This window comes from Photobacterium sp. 270122K (assembly GCF_059941365.1).
In genome coordinates, this window is the sequence record NZ_JBPOEN010000001.1 from 634,701 (window position 1) to 650,164 (window position 15,464).

11 protein-coding genes and 1 pseudogene are annotated in these 15,464 nt (G+C 49.5%); 5 read left to right on the forward strand and 7 right to left on the reverse strand.

From position 1 onward, the window contains the following. Window positions 1–85: 85 nt before the first annotated feature. Window positions 86–1,291, reverse strand: a complete 1,206-nt coding sequence (locus ACSF8W_RS02815) for a hypothetical protein (protein ID WP_500844836.1) — start codon at window positions 1,289–1,291, stop codon at window positions 86–88. A gap of 447 nt (window positions 1,292–1,738) precedes the next feature. Between ACSF8W_RS02815 and ACSF8W_RS02820 the strand changes: the two are divergent. After that, window positions 1,739–1,879, forward strand: a pseudogene (locus tag ACSF8W_RS02820) (alpha/beta hydrolase); the annotation flags it as partial. Between the two features lie 113 nt (window positions 1,880–1,992). On the opposite strand, the gene ACSF8W_RS02825 reads toward ACSF8W_RS02820, so the two are convergent. Genes ACSF8W_RS02825 through ACSF8W_RS02835 form a run of 3 tightly spaced genes read right to left on the reverse strand, consistent with a single transcriptional unit; the run spans window position 1,993 to window position 5,897 of the window. Next, window positions 1,993–2,934, reverse strand: coding sequence for a carbohydrate kinase family protein (locus tag ACSF8W_RS02825; RefSeq protein ID WP_500844837.1), 942 nt, complete (start codon window positions 2,932–2,934; stop codon window positions 1,993–1,995). A 22-nt stretch (window positions 2,935–2,956) separates the two neighbouring features. After that, a complete protein-coding gene (locus ACSF8W_RS02830; RefSeq protein WP_500844839.1) occupies window positions 2,957–4,333 on the reverse strand; it encodes a PTS transporter subunit EIIC in 1,377 nt (458 codons plus the stop codon). 10 nt (window positions 4,334–4,343) lie between these two features. Next, window positions 4,344–5,897 carry a glycoside hydrolase family 32 protein gene (locus ACSF8W_RS02835; protein WP_500844840.1) on the reverse strand — a complete coding sequence of 518 codons (1,554 nt, stop codon included), beginning with the start codon at window positions 5,895–5,897 and terminating at the stop codon, window positions 4,344–4,346. A 214-nt stretch (window positions 5,898–6,111) separates the two neighbouring features. Here ACSF8W_RS02835 and ACSF8W_RS02840 point away from each other — a divergent pair, with 214 nt between their 5' ends. After that, window positions 6,112–7,179 carry a LacI family DNA-binding transcriptional regulator gene (locus ACSF8W_RS02840; RefSeq protein ID WP_500844842.1) on the forward strand — a complete coding sequence of 356 codons (1,068 nt, stop codon included), beginning with the start codon at window positions 6,112–6,114 and terminating at the stop codon, window positions 7,177–7,179. 117 nt (window positions 7,180–7,296) lie between these two features. Here the strand turns inward: ACSF8W_RS02840 and ACSF8W_RS02845 are convergent, their stop codons facing one another. From ACSF8W_RS02845 to ACSF8W_RS02855, 3 genes are all read right to left on the reverse strand, one after another. After that, window positions 7,297–8,478 (reverse strand): YgeY family selenium metabolism-linked hydrolase, encoded by a 1,182-nt coding sequence (locus ACSF8W_RS02845; protein ID WP_500844844.1) that lies wholly within the window; start codon window positions 8,476–8,478, stop codon window positions 7,297–7,299. 455 nt (window positions 8,479–8,933) lie between these two features. Then, window positions 8,934–9,479, reverse strand: a complete 546-nt coding sequence (locus ACSF8W_RS02850; protein WP_500844845.1) for a GNAT family N-acetyltransferase — start codon at window positions 9,477–9,479, stop codon at window positions 8,934–8,936. A gap of 207 nt (window positions 9,480–9,686) precedes the next feature. Next, window positions 9,687–11,162 (reverse strand): glutathione synthase, encoded by a 1,476-nt coding sequence (locus ACSF8W_RS02855; protein ID WP_500845001.1) that lies wholly within the window; start codon window positions 11,160–11,162, stop codon window positions 9,687–9,689. 543 nt (window positions 11,163–11,705) lie between these two features. On the opposite strand from ACSF8W_RS02855, the gene ACSF8W_RS02860 reads away from it, so the two are divergent. The 3 genes from ACSF8W_RS02860 to ACSF8W_RS02870 all read left to right on the forward strand — a co-directional run bounded on the left by ACSF8W_RS02860 (window position 11,706) and on the right by ACSF8W_RS02870 (window position 15,246). After that, window positions 11,706–12,863 carry a cystathionine beta-lyase gene (locus tag ACSF8W_RS02860; protein WP_500844847.1) on the forward strand — a complete coding sequence of 386 codons (1,158 nt, stop codon included), beginning with the start codon at window positions 11,706–11,708 and terminating at the stop codon, window positions 12,861–12,863. A 178-nt stretch (window positions 12,864–13,041) separates the two neighbouring features. After that, window positions 13,042–14,208 (forward strand): M24 family metallopeptidase, encoded by a 1,167-nt coding sequence (locus ACSF8W_RS02865; protein WP_500844849.1) that lies wholly within the window; start codon window positions 13,042–13,044, stop codon window positions 14,206–14,208. A gap of 63 nt (window positions 14,209–14,271) precedes the next feature. Next, complete coding sequence (locus tag ACSF8W_RS02870; protein ID WP_500844851.1) at window positions 14,272–15,246, forward strand: DMT family transporter; 975 nt, start codon at window positions 14,272–14,274, stop codon at window positions 15,244–15,246. Window positions 15,247–15,464 lie beyond the last annotated feature (218 nt).

The following is a 15,464-nucleotide window of genomic DNA, read 5'->3' on the forward strand; positions in this document are numbered from 1 at the left end:
CATAAAAGAAGAGGGGTTGGTCGCTGGCTTCATTTAGAGTGACAGGCAAAAGGCAAGATGCGACCCTATTGCTTGTTGTTGAATGTTAAGGTAATTGTGGCAAAAAACAATCTCTGAAACTAACATCAATTACTTCTTCCTTAGTGCAAAGCTCATAACGTTTTTCTAATAATAAAGCGAAGTTTTCGATGCATGAACATGACAATTTCATTGTGTAAATCAGTTCAGAAATGGTCACAATATTGATGATAATATTGTGTTTCTCACTAACTTCTTTTAAATATTTAATAATGTCCCCCCAATCATTAGAGTGACGATATTCATCAATTAAAACGATGCCATAACACTTAGATTGAGCATTGAAAGTAAGAGTTTCACTTTTATCAGTATAAACGTTTTCACCACGTTTTATAGCCTTATAACTCCCTTCAATCTGACCAATTGCTTTCTTACAATGCTTGATTAAATTTGACGAGGTCTTTACTAGGTTTTTAGATAAGCTATCAAAATTCATTTGAAGACATTTAGACTCTAAAACAATCACACCACCGTTATCCATAATAGTTAAGACATCAGTCAATTCACGTTCTTTCGAACCAATTTTCACCAAAGGAGAAAGATATGTCTGCGAATTTCTCATCAAACAAAGAGCCTGATAAGTCTGTCGCTCTTGACGTGTACCATCGATATCCGACATTACATCATAGCTAGTAAACCCTTGTTCATTTAAATGATATGTAAGCATAGATTTTATTTGTGATAGAGAAACTTTAAATTTAAACGTTGTAATAGCTGTTGGGGAATTATCAGTAATTGTTGAACAAATTAAATCCATAAAACGATTCGTTTGCGTGAAATTATCTGACGACTCAAGTTGAAAACTTTCTAATAAATGTAACAAACGCTTATTCTTGAAATTTGTCTCTATCCGAATATTGCCATTTAGCACAGAAGCGTCAGTATCGTCAAAAATGGATATTTCTAATTCTTTGTTAAAAAAACCAGAAGTGAACATGTTGTTCTTATTTTCCCACCTTAACGGTAAAATCGCATGAAATGGATTGCCTACCACATCGTATACCTTCAGGGCTAAGGCAATATATCGTGAATTCATAGTATATTCGCTAAGAAAGACCAAAAACTCCACCTTGGCGCCTAGAGCTATAGCTTTGATTGTTGATGTAGGCAATTTAGCAATAATCGCTTTATCTCCAATAGAATTTGACTCACAAAATACACCCACTTTTTCCGATACTATTTGTTGGAACAGAAACCTTGAAGGAATGTACATATTGTCTCCATGACGATAATCGAATCTGAGTAAGAAGATGCAAGTGTATATCGTAAATTAGCTAGTTCAAAATTTTAGCATGTGTTTATATTTATAAAGTCACGAGCAGGGAAGGAAGTTTGCAAAAGATTGATAATTTAGTGGATAGTCCCCCTTCCCCGAAATACAACACGTGGATTCACAACGAGCTACATTAGAAAAATGGATAACTTTTAGTAATGTAAAAGCTCATAAACCAGGTGTGAATGAGTAAAAAGTCTAGCTTACAACGGAGCAAAAACCACGTAGCACCCTCCATCACCTACCATCAAATTCGGCGTACTGGTGACTCGCGCCTCCTGACTCTGTTTTCTGCTCACAGACATCACTCTTTTTTTACTGTGTTTATATACAAGGATTACCGTTGCTATACCCTACGCGGCGAAAAATAGTCCTTAGAGCAAACGAATGATCAATCACTTAGAAGCGGGTATTCGACCATTGGTCGAAGGGTTCATTGCCGATGGTAAGCCTTGTCCATCAAACCAGAGCATTGCGGATCGACGTGCCGGATATCTTGGCAGTACCGTACTGGCCGGCGTGAGCCCTACCGCACAACGCTGTGTTTCGTCGATTGCACGACAGCTGATTAAATAAAAACCCGCCTCACGGAACATGAGGCGGGTTGTCTTTTTCATGTTAGCGGGGGAACACCAACATCGTTATAAGTGTGCGAGCAATGCCAATTGCGTTGGCAAGGCGGTCATTGCGCCTTTTTGGGTGGTCGCTAACGCACCGCAAATGTTGCCCCACTGAATGGCGCGAGTAATGATTGCCGCCTGCTGCCAATCGCGGTGTTGCGCAAGATACGCCAGCACACCGCACACGAACGCATCACCGGCACCGGTGGTGTCCACCACATCCACCGAAATCCCCTGAATCACGGTTTGTGATTCTTTACGTTCGGCAATGGCATCACTCATCACCACCAAGGCTCCTTCCGCACCCAAAGTGATCATCACCAAGGGGATCGCCAATGGTGCTAAGGCAGCAAGGCCCGCTTCTCGGCTGTCCGTCTCGGTCAAAAACAGCAGCTCTTCTTCAGAGAACTTCACCACATCGGCCTGCGCCACGCCTTGCATGACCACGTCGCGAAGATCCGCAGGTTGCTGCCACACTTCTTCGCGCAAGTTAGGGTCAAAACTCACAAAGCCCCCTGCCGCTTTCATGGAAGCCAAGGCCGCTAAAGTGGTACTGCGGCTTGGCTCATTCGCCAATGAAATCGAACAGGTGTGTAACCACTCACCGTGTTTAAATGTCGGTGTGTCTTGGGGTTGCATGAACTGATCCGCGCTCGGTTTCACCATGAAGGTAAAGGTGCGCTCGCCGCTTTCATCCAAATCCACCAACACGGTCGAAGTGCGTTGCTGCGCATCCAATATCAGGTGATCGACATTGACGTTTTCACCCGCCAAAGTATCACGCATAAAGCGACCAAAAGGATCATTGCCAACACGCCCGAAAAACCCACACTCCCCTTGCAGACGAGCGATACCGACTGCCACGTTCGCGGGTGCACCACCCGCACACTTTAAGTACGTGTCACTGTTATGGGCAGGGATCAAATCCACAACGGCATCGCCGGTTAACCATACTTTTGCCATGATTTTGTCCTCGTTATGCGTCTTACTGCGCGACATTTTTGACTGGGTTAAACAGGCGCGTCAGTACAAACGCGGTCATAAAGGCACTGATAATCACGGCCAAATAACCCGCCGCAGCGCTCAACGACTGTGAGTACAACAAGATACCCGGCAGGAAGGTAATACCCATGCCTGATGCCGTCACGTTCAGCAGGTAAGTTACCAAGCCGCCGACCGCACCACCAACCATGCCGTACACGAAGACTTTGCCGTATTGCAGGTTGACACCAAACAGTAGCGGTTCAGTGATACCAAACAGCGACGACATTGATGCACTGTAAGCATTACTCTTCTTCACTTTGTTTTTCAGCAAAGTCGCCACTGCAATCGCTGCACCAAACTGACCGGCCATTGAAGCAGTCAACAACGGTTGTAGCGGGTTCACGCCTGTGTCATTCAACAAGCCGATTTCAACCACACCCAATGCGTGATGCAAACCGGTGATCACAATCAACTGCTGCACTGCACCAAACAACATGTAGCCCACGCCCAGTGGCAGATCCAACGCGGCACGGACCAGTAAAGTACAACCGTGTTCGATGCTTTGTAACAGTGGACCAAAAGCAAACAAAATCACCGCAATCGCAATGGTGATGGTCACAAACGGGGTGACGATTAAGTCCATGCTGGTTGGCACAAATCGGCGCAAGTTACGCTCAAGGTACGACACAAACCAACCGGCAAAAATCGCGGGTAACACCGTGCCCTGATAGCCAATTAACGGGAAATTAAACCCTAACAGCGATACCATCATCGGCTCTGCGGCACCACTGGCCACCGCCCAGGCATTCGGCAATTGTGGCGCCACCATCATCAAACCGACAACGATGGCAATAATGGCATTCCCGCCAAACTTCTTTGCGGCAGAATAGGCAATCAACACCGGCAAGAAAGCAAATGCGGTGTCAGTCAACATGCTGAATAACGCCAACGTCTGCGGCGAGAATTCCACGCCCGAGTGCAGCAACATGCCACGCAGACCCATCAACAGACCGGTGGTCACCAATGCCGGGATCAGTGGGATCAGAATATCTGCCAAGGTGCGCACCACTTTCTGACCGAGATTCAGGTCAGCAAAGGCGTCTTGTTTGAAATCCTGATTGTCTAACTGGCCGCCCAATGCTTGTTTCATTGCCTCGAATACGTGGCTGACTTTGCCCGTGCCGATAATGAACTGGTGCTGGCCCGACTGATAAAAGTACCCACTCACCTTATCGATGTTTTTGGCTTTCGCCACATCAACAAGTTCATTGTCATTAAGGATGATGCGCAAACGGGTCGCACAGTGTTCCGCATTTTTGATATTGCTTACGCCGCCGATACTCTCAAGAATATCTTTTGTAATTTGGATATAGTTCATGCCATGTCGCCTAACGAGATTGATGTAAATAGTGCAGATTCAAGGTGATTGCTGTATCGGATGCCATATTCACCGACAAGTGATGCGCACAATCCTGCGGGAAGAAAAGCGCGGTAAACACCGCTTCACCGTCATTAATAAAGACTTCAAGAATGCTTTGGTCACACATAATCAGCACCTGATCACAAGGACGCTCCAACACCGTGCTGCGCACGTGGCCAAAAGTCCAATCCGCTTCATGGTGAGCGTATTCCAGGCGATCCAGCGTCACCGTCTGAGTGGCGTTATCCACTGTCAGCACCAACTGACGCCCCTCGGCATCCTCTAACGCTAAGCTCATTCGCCCCGACAGAGCGTGACAATCCACATCCAGTAAGAAAGACAGACTGTCCAACGGCAGTGTTTCTGTATCTGTCACTGTTTTTGTTACCATCTCAGTGACATAGCGATCCACATTGACCAGACGCTGGCATAAACGACCATTTTCTACCCGCAGCGTGCGCGGGGCGGTCAGGCAGTTAATCCATCCATATTGCGCCGAGGGCAAATCGTCATCCGTCCCCGCCCACGCCATCAAGGTTGGGTGCTCCGGTGCGTTCGCCATCGTCTGAGGTGCGTAAAAATCAAAACCGCGATCCAATTCATCCCAGTGACCGACGCTGAAGGTCAGGCTGTCCCAATCCATCACACCGGTGCAATACACCACATGGTAACGGTTGTGGAAACGGTGGCCGTCTTTCTCCATCCCTTGCGGTGAGAAAATCAGCACGTCATGGCCATCAACCTGCACGAAATCCGGGCATTCAAACATGTAGGCTTGTGAAAATGACGCTTGGGTCGGGCGCAACACACTGGCCTGATCGGCAATGGTCAGCTCGCCTTTAAACGTCCAGTCGAGCAAATTCTCCGAGAAATACACCACAATGGTACCGCTCAGATCCGCTGCGCGCTGGGCACCCAGCAACATGTAATACCCGCCATCGACCTTCACCACTTTCGGATCACGCACATGGCCGGTGTAACCGTCCGGCACCGCTGGGATCAGCGGGTTCAGTCCATGCTTTTGCACCTGATTATCCGCACCAAGCAGCGCCATACACTGGCTGGCTTCACGCGTGGCATCGGGCTCTGGGCCACTTTTGATATTGCCGGTATAGAACAGATACGCCTGATCGTTTTCCACCAGCGCCGCCCCTGAATAAGCACCGTGCGATTCATAGGCTTCGGTTGGGGTAATTTTGCATCCCTGCTCCTGCCACTGATACAAGTCGGTGGAGGTCACATGCATCCAATGCTTCATACCGTGGAAGGTATCGAACGGAAACCATTGGTAGAACAAATGGTACGTCTGATTGAAATAACAGAACCCGTTAGGATCATTCAATAAACCGTGCGGCGGCGTGATATGTAAGCGCGGGCGCAGGGTGTCAATGTGGCGAATCGCATCGAACTGCAACTTGTCTTCTGTGGTTGCGCGATTCAGCGTTTTATATTTATCGATGGGCACAAGATCACTCTCTGTTTTGGCCTTCATTGCGGCAAATACTAATTCGCCACTTGGCAATGTACAGACTCCCTCCAGGAGCAAATGCCATAACTTGAAAGTATTCCTACGCGATTAACAACAAACTGTGATGTAACACAGAATCTTGTTACATAACTTCAGGGTATGATGGCGCGCAACGTGTGATGCCCTTTTCTGAAGCAGATCAGAACGAAAAATCACTGACGCTGACAGTTCTCCACACACTTTTGCCCACGACACAGGAAAACAAGGAATGACGATTCGGGATGTTGCCAAACAGGCGGGTGTGTCTATCGCGACCGTATCACGGGTCATGAATGGCAGTGATAAGGTGTCTGACACGGTAAAACAGCAGGTAGAAGCGGCTATCGAGGCGCTCAACTACCAAAAGCCTGCACCAAAAAAGAAAAAAGCGACCAAGTTGTTTGCTGTGATCGTGCGTAATCTGAGTAATCCGTTCTTCACTCAGTTGTTAGATGTGCTGGAAGAAGAAGCCTTTAAACACGGGCGCAGCATTTTGCTGTTCAATAGCCGCAACAACCTGCAACTGGAAAAGCTCTTCCTGAAAGAATGTGAAAACCACCATGTGGATGGCGTATTTTTGGTGCCGCGCTCCATCAAAGAGCAGCACATTCAATCGTTGCACGAACTGCCTTTTCCGGTAGTCTTGCTGACCGTCACGACACCGGCAATGTTAAGTGTCGGCACCGATCACCACTTGGGTGGCGAACTGGTCGCCCAACACTTTTTACACCACGGCCACCGCCGCATTGGCTACTTGGGTGCCAGTGATTTACGCTCGGATCGCTTTATCGGCTTTCAAACCACGCTCGCCAAAAACGGTATCATGCTTGATAGTGACCATATCCTGACCGGTTATGATGAATCTGCGCTCGATCGCTATATTTCACAGCATATTATCGACAACAGTGATAAGCCGCTGACGGCGATCTTCTGCTCCGATGATATCGCAGCCAGCCAGTTGCACACGCAATTACAGGCCCAGCTACAAGCTCATTTACAAACACAATCAAAGGCACACGCGCCACAACACACACGCTCTCTACCTATCACCATCATGGGGTTTGATGACACCTATCTGGCTCGTACGCTGGGCTTTTCCAGTGTGCATCAACCTATGCGTGATATCGCTCTGCAAGGCTTTGAACTGATGCTGCGTCAATTGCGCGAACCCACGACCACGGCGCCCCCTGACAACCGTGCGAACAATCATGCGATCAGTCTGGCGCCAAACTTAGTGATCCGCCACGCGCCCCATCAGGGGATTACTGTGCGTCAGGCGGAGATATTAAAAGAATAAAAGAAATGTCATAGGCGGTGCTACCCGTTACAGCACCATCCAATTTACGTCAGTCGCTTCCCCCTAAAACGCAAAAACCCCTCACAAGAGGGGTTTTGTTTTCGTGCCTATCGGCAATCAGATATTGCGTGCAATGTGGGCGTAAATTTTCGCCGCTGCTACGATTTCTGCTGTGTCACAACGCTCATCTTTCTGGTGCGCTAGACGCAAATCACCCGGGCCAATACCGATGGTTGGCACTTGGTATTTGTCGTTGGTTGCGAAACCATTGGTGCTGAATTCCCACTTGAATACTTCACCGTCACGCTGCAACGTTTCTTTCATTGCCACCTGACCGGCTTCCACCAATGGGTGAGAACGATCCGTTTCCCATGCAGGCAGGAAGGTGTGCAACACGACTTCTTTACCGGTGTAAGCGTGGCCCACTGCATCATAGATTTCCCATGTTGCATCGGTGCCTTCAACGATACGATCCATCTCTTTTGCGACGATGTCTTCGGTTTCACCCAGTGCCAAGCGACGATCAAGGTAAATCGTACAACGGTCAGGAACGGCATTCAGTGACGCTGAACGGCATTCGATATTCGACAATACCACAGAGCCTTTTTCGCTCACGCCTACTAGTGCATCAAACTCTTGCTGCTGACGTTCAACGTTCGCAATAATTTGGTTCATCTTGTAGATGGCATTCACCCCGTTCTGCGGCTGAGAGCCGTGGGCAGATTTACCGGTAGTGGTCACTTTGTACATCGCACGACCACGGTGACCCACAGCAAGGCGCAAGCTGCTTGGCTCACCAATGATGCAGTACGTTGGGTTAAGATCGTTTTCTTTCAGTGCTTGGTAAAGCAACTCACCATCAAAATCTTCTTCCATTACAGAAGCCGACACCAACAGGGTTTTGCCTTCCAGCAGACCGCAATGCTTCATCGCATGCGCACCGTACACCATCGCACAAACCGATGATTTGGTGTCAACACTGCCGCGCCCCCACAGTACGCCATCTTCAATGTGGCCACTGAATGGTGGGTGCGTCCAATCGGCTTCATCCTTCGCATCAACGATATCAATGTGTGCATCGTACATGAATACCGATTCACCATTACCGATACGACCAAGCACGCTGCCGTAAGAATCCACACGGATTTCATCGAAACCCAGTTTTTCCATTTCACGGATCACACACTCGGCGGCTTCACGCTCATCACCCGTCAAGGTTTTGCATTGAATGAGACGGCTGGTGAAGTCAATTAAATCGTCTTGAATACTATCCAGATATTCGTTGATAGGATTTGTCATTTCTGTTTTTCCATTACATAAAACTGGCGCTAATGTAGTGGGAAATTCAAAACTAAAACGTGATTTCTCTCACGACTATTTGAAAGCAATCAAGAAAACCTTAAAAATATTTTAAATCATCAACTTGTATGTTAATCCATCAACATGAAGCGCCCTTACTCACACGCCACGCAAACGATTGATTTTCATTGCAATAAGAAAAAATCGCCCCCACTCACGCCGTGATATACTGCACAATTTTGGGATGTTCCCTCTCTGTGATGACTTTTCGCGAACGCGAGTTTGAAATAAAAACAAAATACCTATTTGGAATAAATATCACGGTATTTCCAACCGTGTGATTCCGACCCCTTAATAACGACAACACTATTTCAGTGTCATAAAGAAGGGCTGCCCTTTTCAGCGACAGCCCTATCATGGACATGCGATTATTATGTGCTTTGTCAGTGTTTATATTAAAACGGCACGCCCACCAACTGTACGTCACCGGTTGGCCACGTCTGGTTCAGCTCGGTATACATGCCATAGCTGATCGGCACCCACTCCCCTTGCCGGTTGATCATCTGTAACCGGTCGGCGCTGCGATAACCACTGCCTTGGTAAAATTGTGCGTCGCCAAACAGGAAGGCAAAGGCATCTCCCGCCGCCTGTCGGTCATGGTGGATCCGCTGCAGCATCTGTTTCACCCACCCTTGCTGGCGGTACGCCGGTAGCACGCACACTTCGGCGATCCCACCGATGGCATACGGCACCCCGTCACTGACCACAGTTTTTTCATATACTGCGGCTTGGCCGACTAACTGATTGTCGGTACTCCACAATAAATAGCGGTGCTGCGGTATATCGCGAACGTAACGCTGCGTTTTGAAGATTTTATCTTCCTCGCCGGTAAAACACGTACTGAGCAAGATGCGCAGTTTTTTATCCAGCACTTCATCTATGTCTTCATCACGCTTGTATTCAATAAACAACGATTCCACATCCATACACGCTACGTACATCGCCAGTTTTCCTTCTCTCCAGCCATTATGACTCAGCGATATCACATTATTCTCCGCCTACTCAATGGGCAGTCAGTCATTCACTGGCCAGCGTCACAATTTTCAGCTCAGTAATAGAAAAGAGAGAAAAAAGCAGCGTGTGAGTGTCCTCATACACGCTGCTGTCTGTGACGCGCTTGAGAGGCCAATACGCCCCATCAGGCCAAATTAATCAATCAAGGTTAGCGAGTCTAAAATGCCTTTGCCGCTATGGATGCCGCCTTCGTTTTCACTGGCCGGTTTACTGCGGATCAAATAGCCCGCATAGCCGTCCAGTTCAGTGACGGCCTCACCGTTGTAATACGCGGTGAACAAGCCGATTTCACTGACCAAATCGGTCACCAAGCTTGGCTGGCTATCACGGACAGCAACCGTCGGGACGTCACGCTCGTGTGGGTATAAACGTTGCATCAGCGCCCATGCGTCATGATCTTCAACGGGTAACTGACGGAGTGTGTCCGCAATATCCGCTCCAAACACGCAATGGCCACCGCCTTCCCCTTGGTTTTTCAGCACCCACTCCGCTTGGTTGGCCTGCGTGGTAAACCAGTGGATCGTGTCGGCATTCACCGGCTTCATCTCGGCCAACACGCTTTTGATCAACACCGCGTCTTCCAAGCTGATATCCCAACGGGCATAGTCGGCGGCAGGCATCATGGTCAACTGCATTTGCATTGACTTACTGGTGGCCAATTGCTGGCTGATGGTCGCGTTCACCGCCACGTGATGCTGCTCAATGAACAGGCGTGTTTGGCTCAACGTGTGACAGCAAACCGGCTCATTCAATTCCGGCGCGCAATAGTCGCTGTACTGATAACCGGCGCGAAGATACACCACGTCTATCGGGCCGATATCTGCCAACAACAACCGCTGATTTTCGCCCGTGGCTAATTGGCTGCTTAATTGTTCAAAGGTACGACGCACCGTGCGCACACCCAATTGCTGCAACGCCACTTCCAGCAAATGCTGGTCATACACATTGTCTTCGTTCTTTTGTACCACCATCAAGAACGTGGGCTTGCCCTCGCCATTAAAATCGGCCTGCACCTGTTTCGCCGCCGTGGCAATCGCAAATGCCAATTGGGTTAAGCCTTGGTTTTCAGCCGGAGTCGCCGTTTTATCTTCCAACCAGTTTTGATACACCTGCGGCCATTGGTCTTGCAAGTACGCGTGAAATTCCGTGGCGCGCTGGCCGAACGGCCCCATGCCTGCTGCGATGCCGTTAAATTCAATCACTTTCGCCCCGTGCTGGCGATCATCCATAAAATCGGTACGCATCAGCAACAGCGGTTGACGCGCAGGATGCAAACGCGCCGTGGCGTTCCCGTGCGCTTGCTGATGCAGCGCCATTAAACGGCCAAAAAACGGATCCGCCTTGGCCATGTCGCCCAAGGTGGCTTGCAGAAAATCATGATCGTCTGACACGCGGCTGATCAGTTTGGTGATCAGGGGCGTCACGCGGCGCAGATGATCGAACACGTCGCGCTCCATCGTCATCGGCGCCAAACTGAACGGACAGTGGCGCGCGGTATTGTCGGCCTGGCGAAATGCCACCCCATGCATGATGGCCCACTCACAGGCGTCTTCAATCATGGACGCAGCCGGCAGTGATATCGTCTCGTTATTCGTTGTGTTGTTTTTCATCATCGTACTATTCGTTATGTCGTTATGTCTTTACCTATCAAGACGCCTCGCGAGAGAAAAAGACGAAAAATAATTCTGCTTTTTTGGAAATAATAGTCCGAGAGGGCGAAAACACGATCAATGACGAAGGCCTCCCCAAACAAAACGTGATGCAGGTTTGTCGCCACGTCTAAAAAGCCACGCGTCTTCCATGAAGTTGAAAAAAATATCGCCATGGGGTGAGAATTTTTCTCGCACCCTACTCACACTTCTCTGTCGAAAAATGGCCTTGATGGCTCCCTCTTTCAGCACGCGTATTCTTATGCCCTCTTTGGCGACAAGCCCCAGCCAGCGTGGTCTGGCACCTGTTTTATACCCGCGAGCACCCACGAATTCAGACAATCACGCCACTGTGATCCAGGCCGCTATTTCTCTTCGACACACCAGAAGGCTGGCGATAAATTTTCTCAAAATCACGCCCTTTTTCGAGCGCCATTCTCACGTTAAGCCAAATAGTATAGTCAGCATATTCACTATTCAGCATGACCGATTTGGAGCAAACACATGCATTGGCAGAGCAGACTTGTACAACCACAAACGTTAGCCGCACCGGGATTTGAATCGCTAGCGACCCCAACGTACCGCGGTTCAACGGTCTTGTTTAATAAACAAGCCGATGTGGTTGATGCTTGGGACCAAGCAAAAGGCGGTTACAGCTACGGCCTGTACGGCACCCCTACCACACTGGAACTGTCTGGTCGTATTGCACAGCTGGAAGGCGCATTGCACAGCTTCGTGGTACCTGGCGGCCAAGCCGCGATTGCACTGGTGTATTTCGCACTCTGTAAAGCAGGCAGCCACGCACTGGTTCCTCACAACGCTTATGGCCCGAACAAAGAAATGGCACAAGGCTTATTGAAAGGTCTGGGCATTGACGTTGAACCGTACGACCCACTGATCGGCGCAGGCATTGCTGATCTTATCCGTGACAACACCGCGTTGATCTGGGTGGAAAGTCCGGGCTCTGTGACCATGGAAATTCAAGACGTACCGGCAATCTGTGCGGCGGCGCATGAGAAAGGCGTAATGGTCGCGATTGATAACACTTACGCCGCAGGCGTGCTGTTTGATGCGTTCGCCCACGGCGTCGACATCAACATGCAGGCACTGACCAAATACGTAGGCGGTCATAGCGACCTGCTACTCGGTACGGTATCGGTGAACACTGAAGCAATGAAAGCCAAAGTGGGTGACACCTTCAAACAGCTTGGCCTCGCCGTTTCTCCGGACGATTGCAACCTTGCCCTACGCGGCCTGCAAACTCTGGCAATTCGTCTTGCACACCTAGAGAAATCAACGTTGGAAGTGGCGGAGTGGCTATCTAATCACCCAGCTGTGGCAGATGTATTCCACCCAGCATTCCCGTCTTGCCCAGGCCATGAAATTTGGAAACGTGATTTCACCGGCTCCAGCAGCGTGTTCTCTTTCATGTTCACCGAAGACTACAGCGCCGAACAAGTGGAAGCCTTCATCAACACCCTTGAGATGTTCAAGATCGGCATGAGTTGGGGCGGCGTCACCAGTCTTGCGCTGGTGTACCCAAACATTGAACGTCCGGGCAAAGATTACGCGGGTCGTTTAGTGCGCTTGAACATCGGCCTTGAGCACACGCCAGAACTGATTGCGGATCTGGAACGCGCCATGGTCGCTATCACCCAGTAACCGCAGGTTACAGCCATACCGATACACCGCCTTGGTGACGCCACTCCCTCAATCGGCGTCATCAAGGTCCCCCTCTCCATTTCAAATCGACACGAATTCAAATGGGGTCAGCGGGGCAAATAGCATCAAAGCAAAATAATTATAAAAAACCAAAAAATCCATTTTTATAAGGTAGAAGATGATGACAACACCAATGCGTGGTTTTACCCAACAAGAATTTGAACACCGTACCGAGCGTGCGCAGAAAGTGATGCATGAGATGAAACTCGATGCGATGATTTTCACCACGGAACCAAACGTACGTTACTTCACCGGCTTCCTCTCGCAGTTCTGGCACAGCCCGACGCGCCCTTGGTTCGTGATTGTACCCGCTGAAGGCAAACCCATTGCGGTCGTGCCGGAAATCGGCGCCAAAGGCATGGGTAACACATGGCTTGATGAGGTCATTACCTGGCCAGCACCACGCCCAGAAGACGACGGCATCAGCTTGGTTGCTAACGTACTGAATACCCTGCCAAGCCGCCATGGCCGTGTGGGTGCCACACTGGGCATCGAATCGCACCTGCGTATGCCCGTAAATAACTACCTGAAACTCACCACCATGGTGAACAAAGAATTCGTTGACGTCGCGCTTGCCATGCATGGTCTGCGTCAAATCAAATCCCAAGCGGAAATCGCCAAAACCCGCGAAGTCTGCCGCATCACGAATATCGGTTTCAAACGCATTCCTGAGTACGCCCGTGTTGGCATGACAGAGCGTGAGATTTGTAAGCAGTTCGGCATCGACATGCTGCAAGCCGGTGCGGATGCGTGTCCGTTCATCATCGCGGGTTCAGGCCCAGACGCGTACGACGACATCCTGATGGGGCCAACGGATCGTGTAATTGAACACGGTGACGTGCTGCTGATTGATACGGGCGCAGTATGGGATGGCTATTTCTCTGACTTCGACCGTAACTGGGCCTTCGGTACCGCGAGCGAGCAAACCAAAGCAGCCTACCGCGCGACGTATGAAGCCACCACCAAAGGCTTTGAAGCGGCTCGTCCGGGTGCCACGACTACCGACATCTATAACGCGATGTGGAAAGTGCTGGAAGCCAATGGCGCACTGGGCAATGACATTGGCCGTGTCGGCCACGGCCTAGGTATGGAGCTAACAGAGCGTCCGTCTAATACCGCTACCGACAACACCGTCTTGAAGCCAGGCATGGTGATGACGCTTGAGCCGGGCATGGTGTACGCGCAAGGCAAAACCATGCTGCATGAAGAGAACATCGTGATCACTGAAGATGGCGCGGAATGGCTGTCTGAGCGTGCGGAACCAGAGCTGATCATTATCAACTAATTTAACACAACCTACCTGCCCCTACGCCCATGTAGGGGTATTGTGATGCAAAGGAATTATGTCATGAACAATACGAATAAAGATGTCGTTTTAGGGTGGATTGCAGCTATCTCGGTCGCGGTGATTTGGGGTGTAACGGGCGTGGTGTCGAAACCGCTCTCTATGGCGGTTGACCCAATGACGTTGGTATTTTTCCGCTATGTGACCGCCGTTATCGGCTTGTCGGTCATTTTTATGCTGACCTACAAAAACACCAAGGTAAATAAAGAACTGGGCACATCACTGAAAATTGATAAATCCGATATTTTCAAAATCGCCATGTGTGGCATTGTCGGCCAAGGGCTATTTTCACTGTTTAACTTCCTGTCACTGGGGCATATCGGCGCGACAGAAAATGGCGTGGTACAGGGAATGAACCCGTTCGTGACCGTCTTCTTTGGCATGATGTTCATGAACTTCCGCATGAACAAGATCCAATGGGGGGCGTTCATTGTCTCTGCGCTGTGTATTTACGTCATGAGCGTCGGACCAACGAATGATGTCGAAGGTGGCACACCGTGGTTAGGTTTCTTGTTTGTGACCTGTTCTGTGTTGTCTATCGCATGTACCGCTCACCTACGTGCCAGCCTTGCGGACAAATACGGTTCGGTTGTATCGATGCTGATGCAGTACATTTCCGTGGCCATTTTTGGCCTCGTCATGGTTATCGCGATGGGGCTGGATCTGTCTCAAATCACCATCATCCTGTCTGATCCGCTATTGCTGAGCCTACTGGTTTTCTTGGGTACCGGGATCTCAGGCCTGAGCTACGTGATTCAGCTGTATTCGTTTAAGAAAATTGGCGTAGAAAAGTCGTCATTGTCACTGAACCTGATGCCATTGGTGGGTTATGTGGTCGCCGTTGTGGCGCTGGGCGAAGACTTGTCCTTCTTCAAGACAGCGATTGTTTCCACCATCGTTGTGGCACTGTATGTCTTTAATGCGTACGAAACCAAAGATGAAAAGCCGGTTATTGATGCCAAACCTGTTAATGCGTAATACCGCTTTGAGGCTCACTGACGGTCACTTCCCGTCAGCCTAAGCCTGAGTGTGCCTAAACGATAAGACATTCCCTTGCTTATTTGGCACCTGCCGCAAGCAACGCCGCTCTCCCATTTGGTGAGCGGCGTTTTTTATCTGTCGTTCACTCCCGCTGATACTCTGCCTTCTCATGCCGCCCACGCTGCCACGATCATTTAGCGACAGGTCTCAGTCTC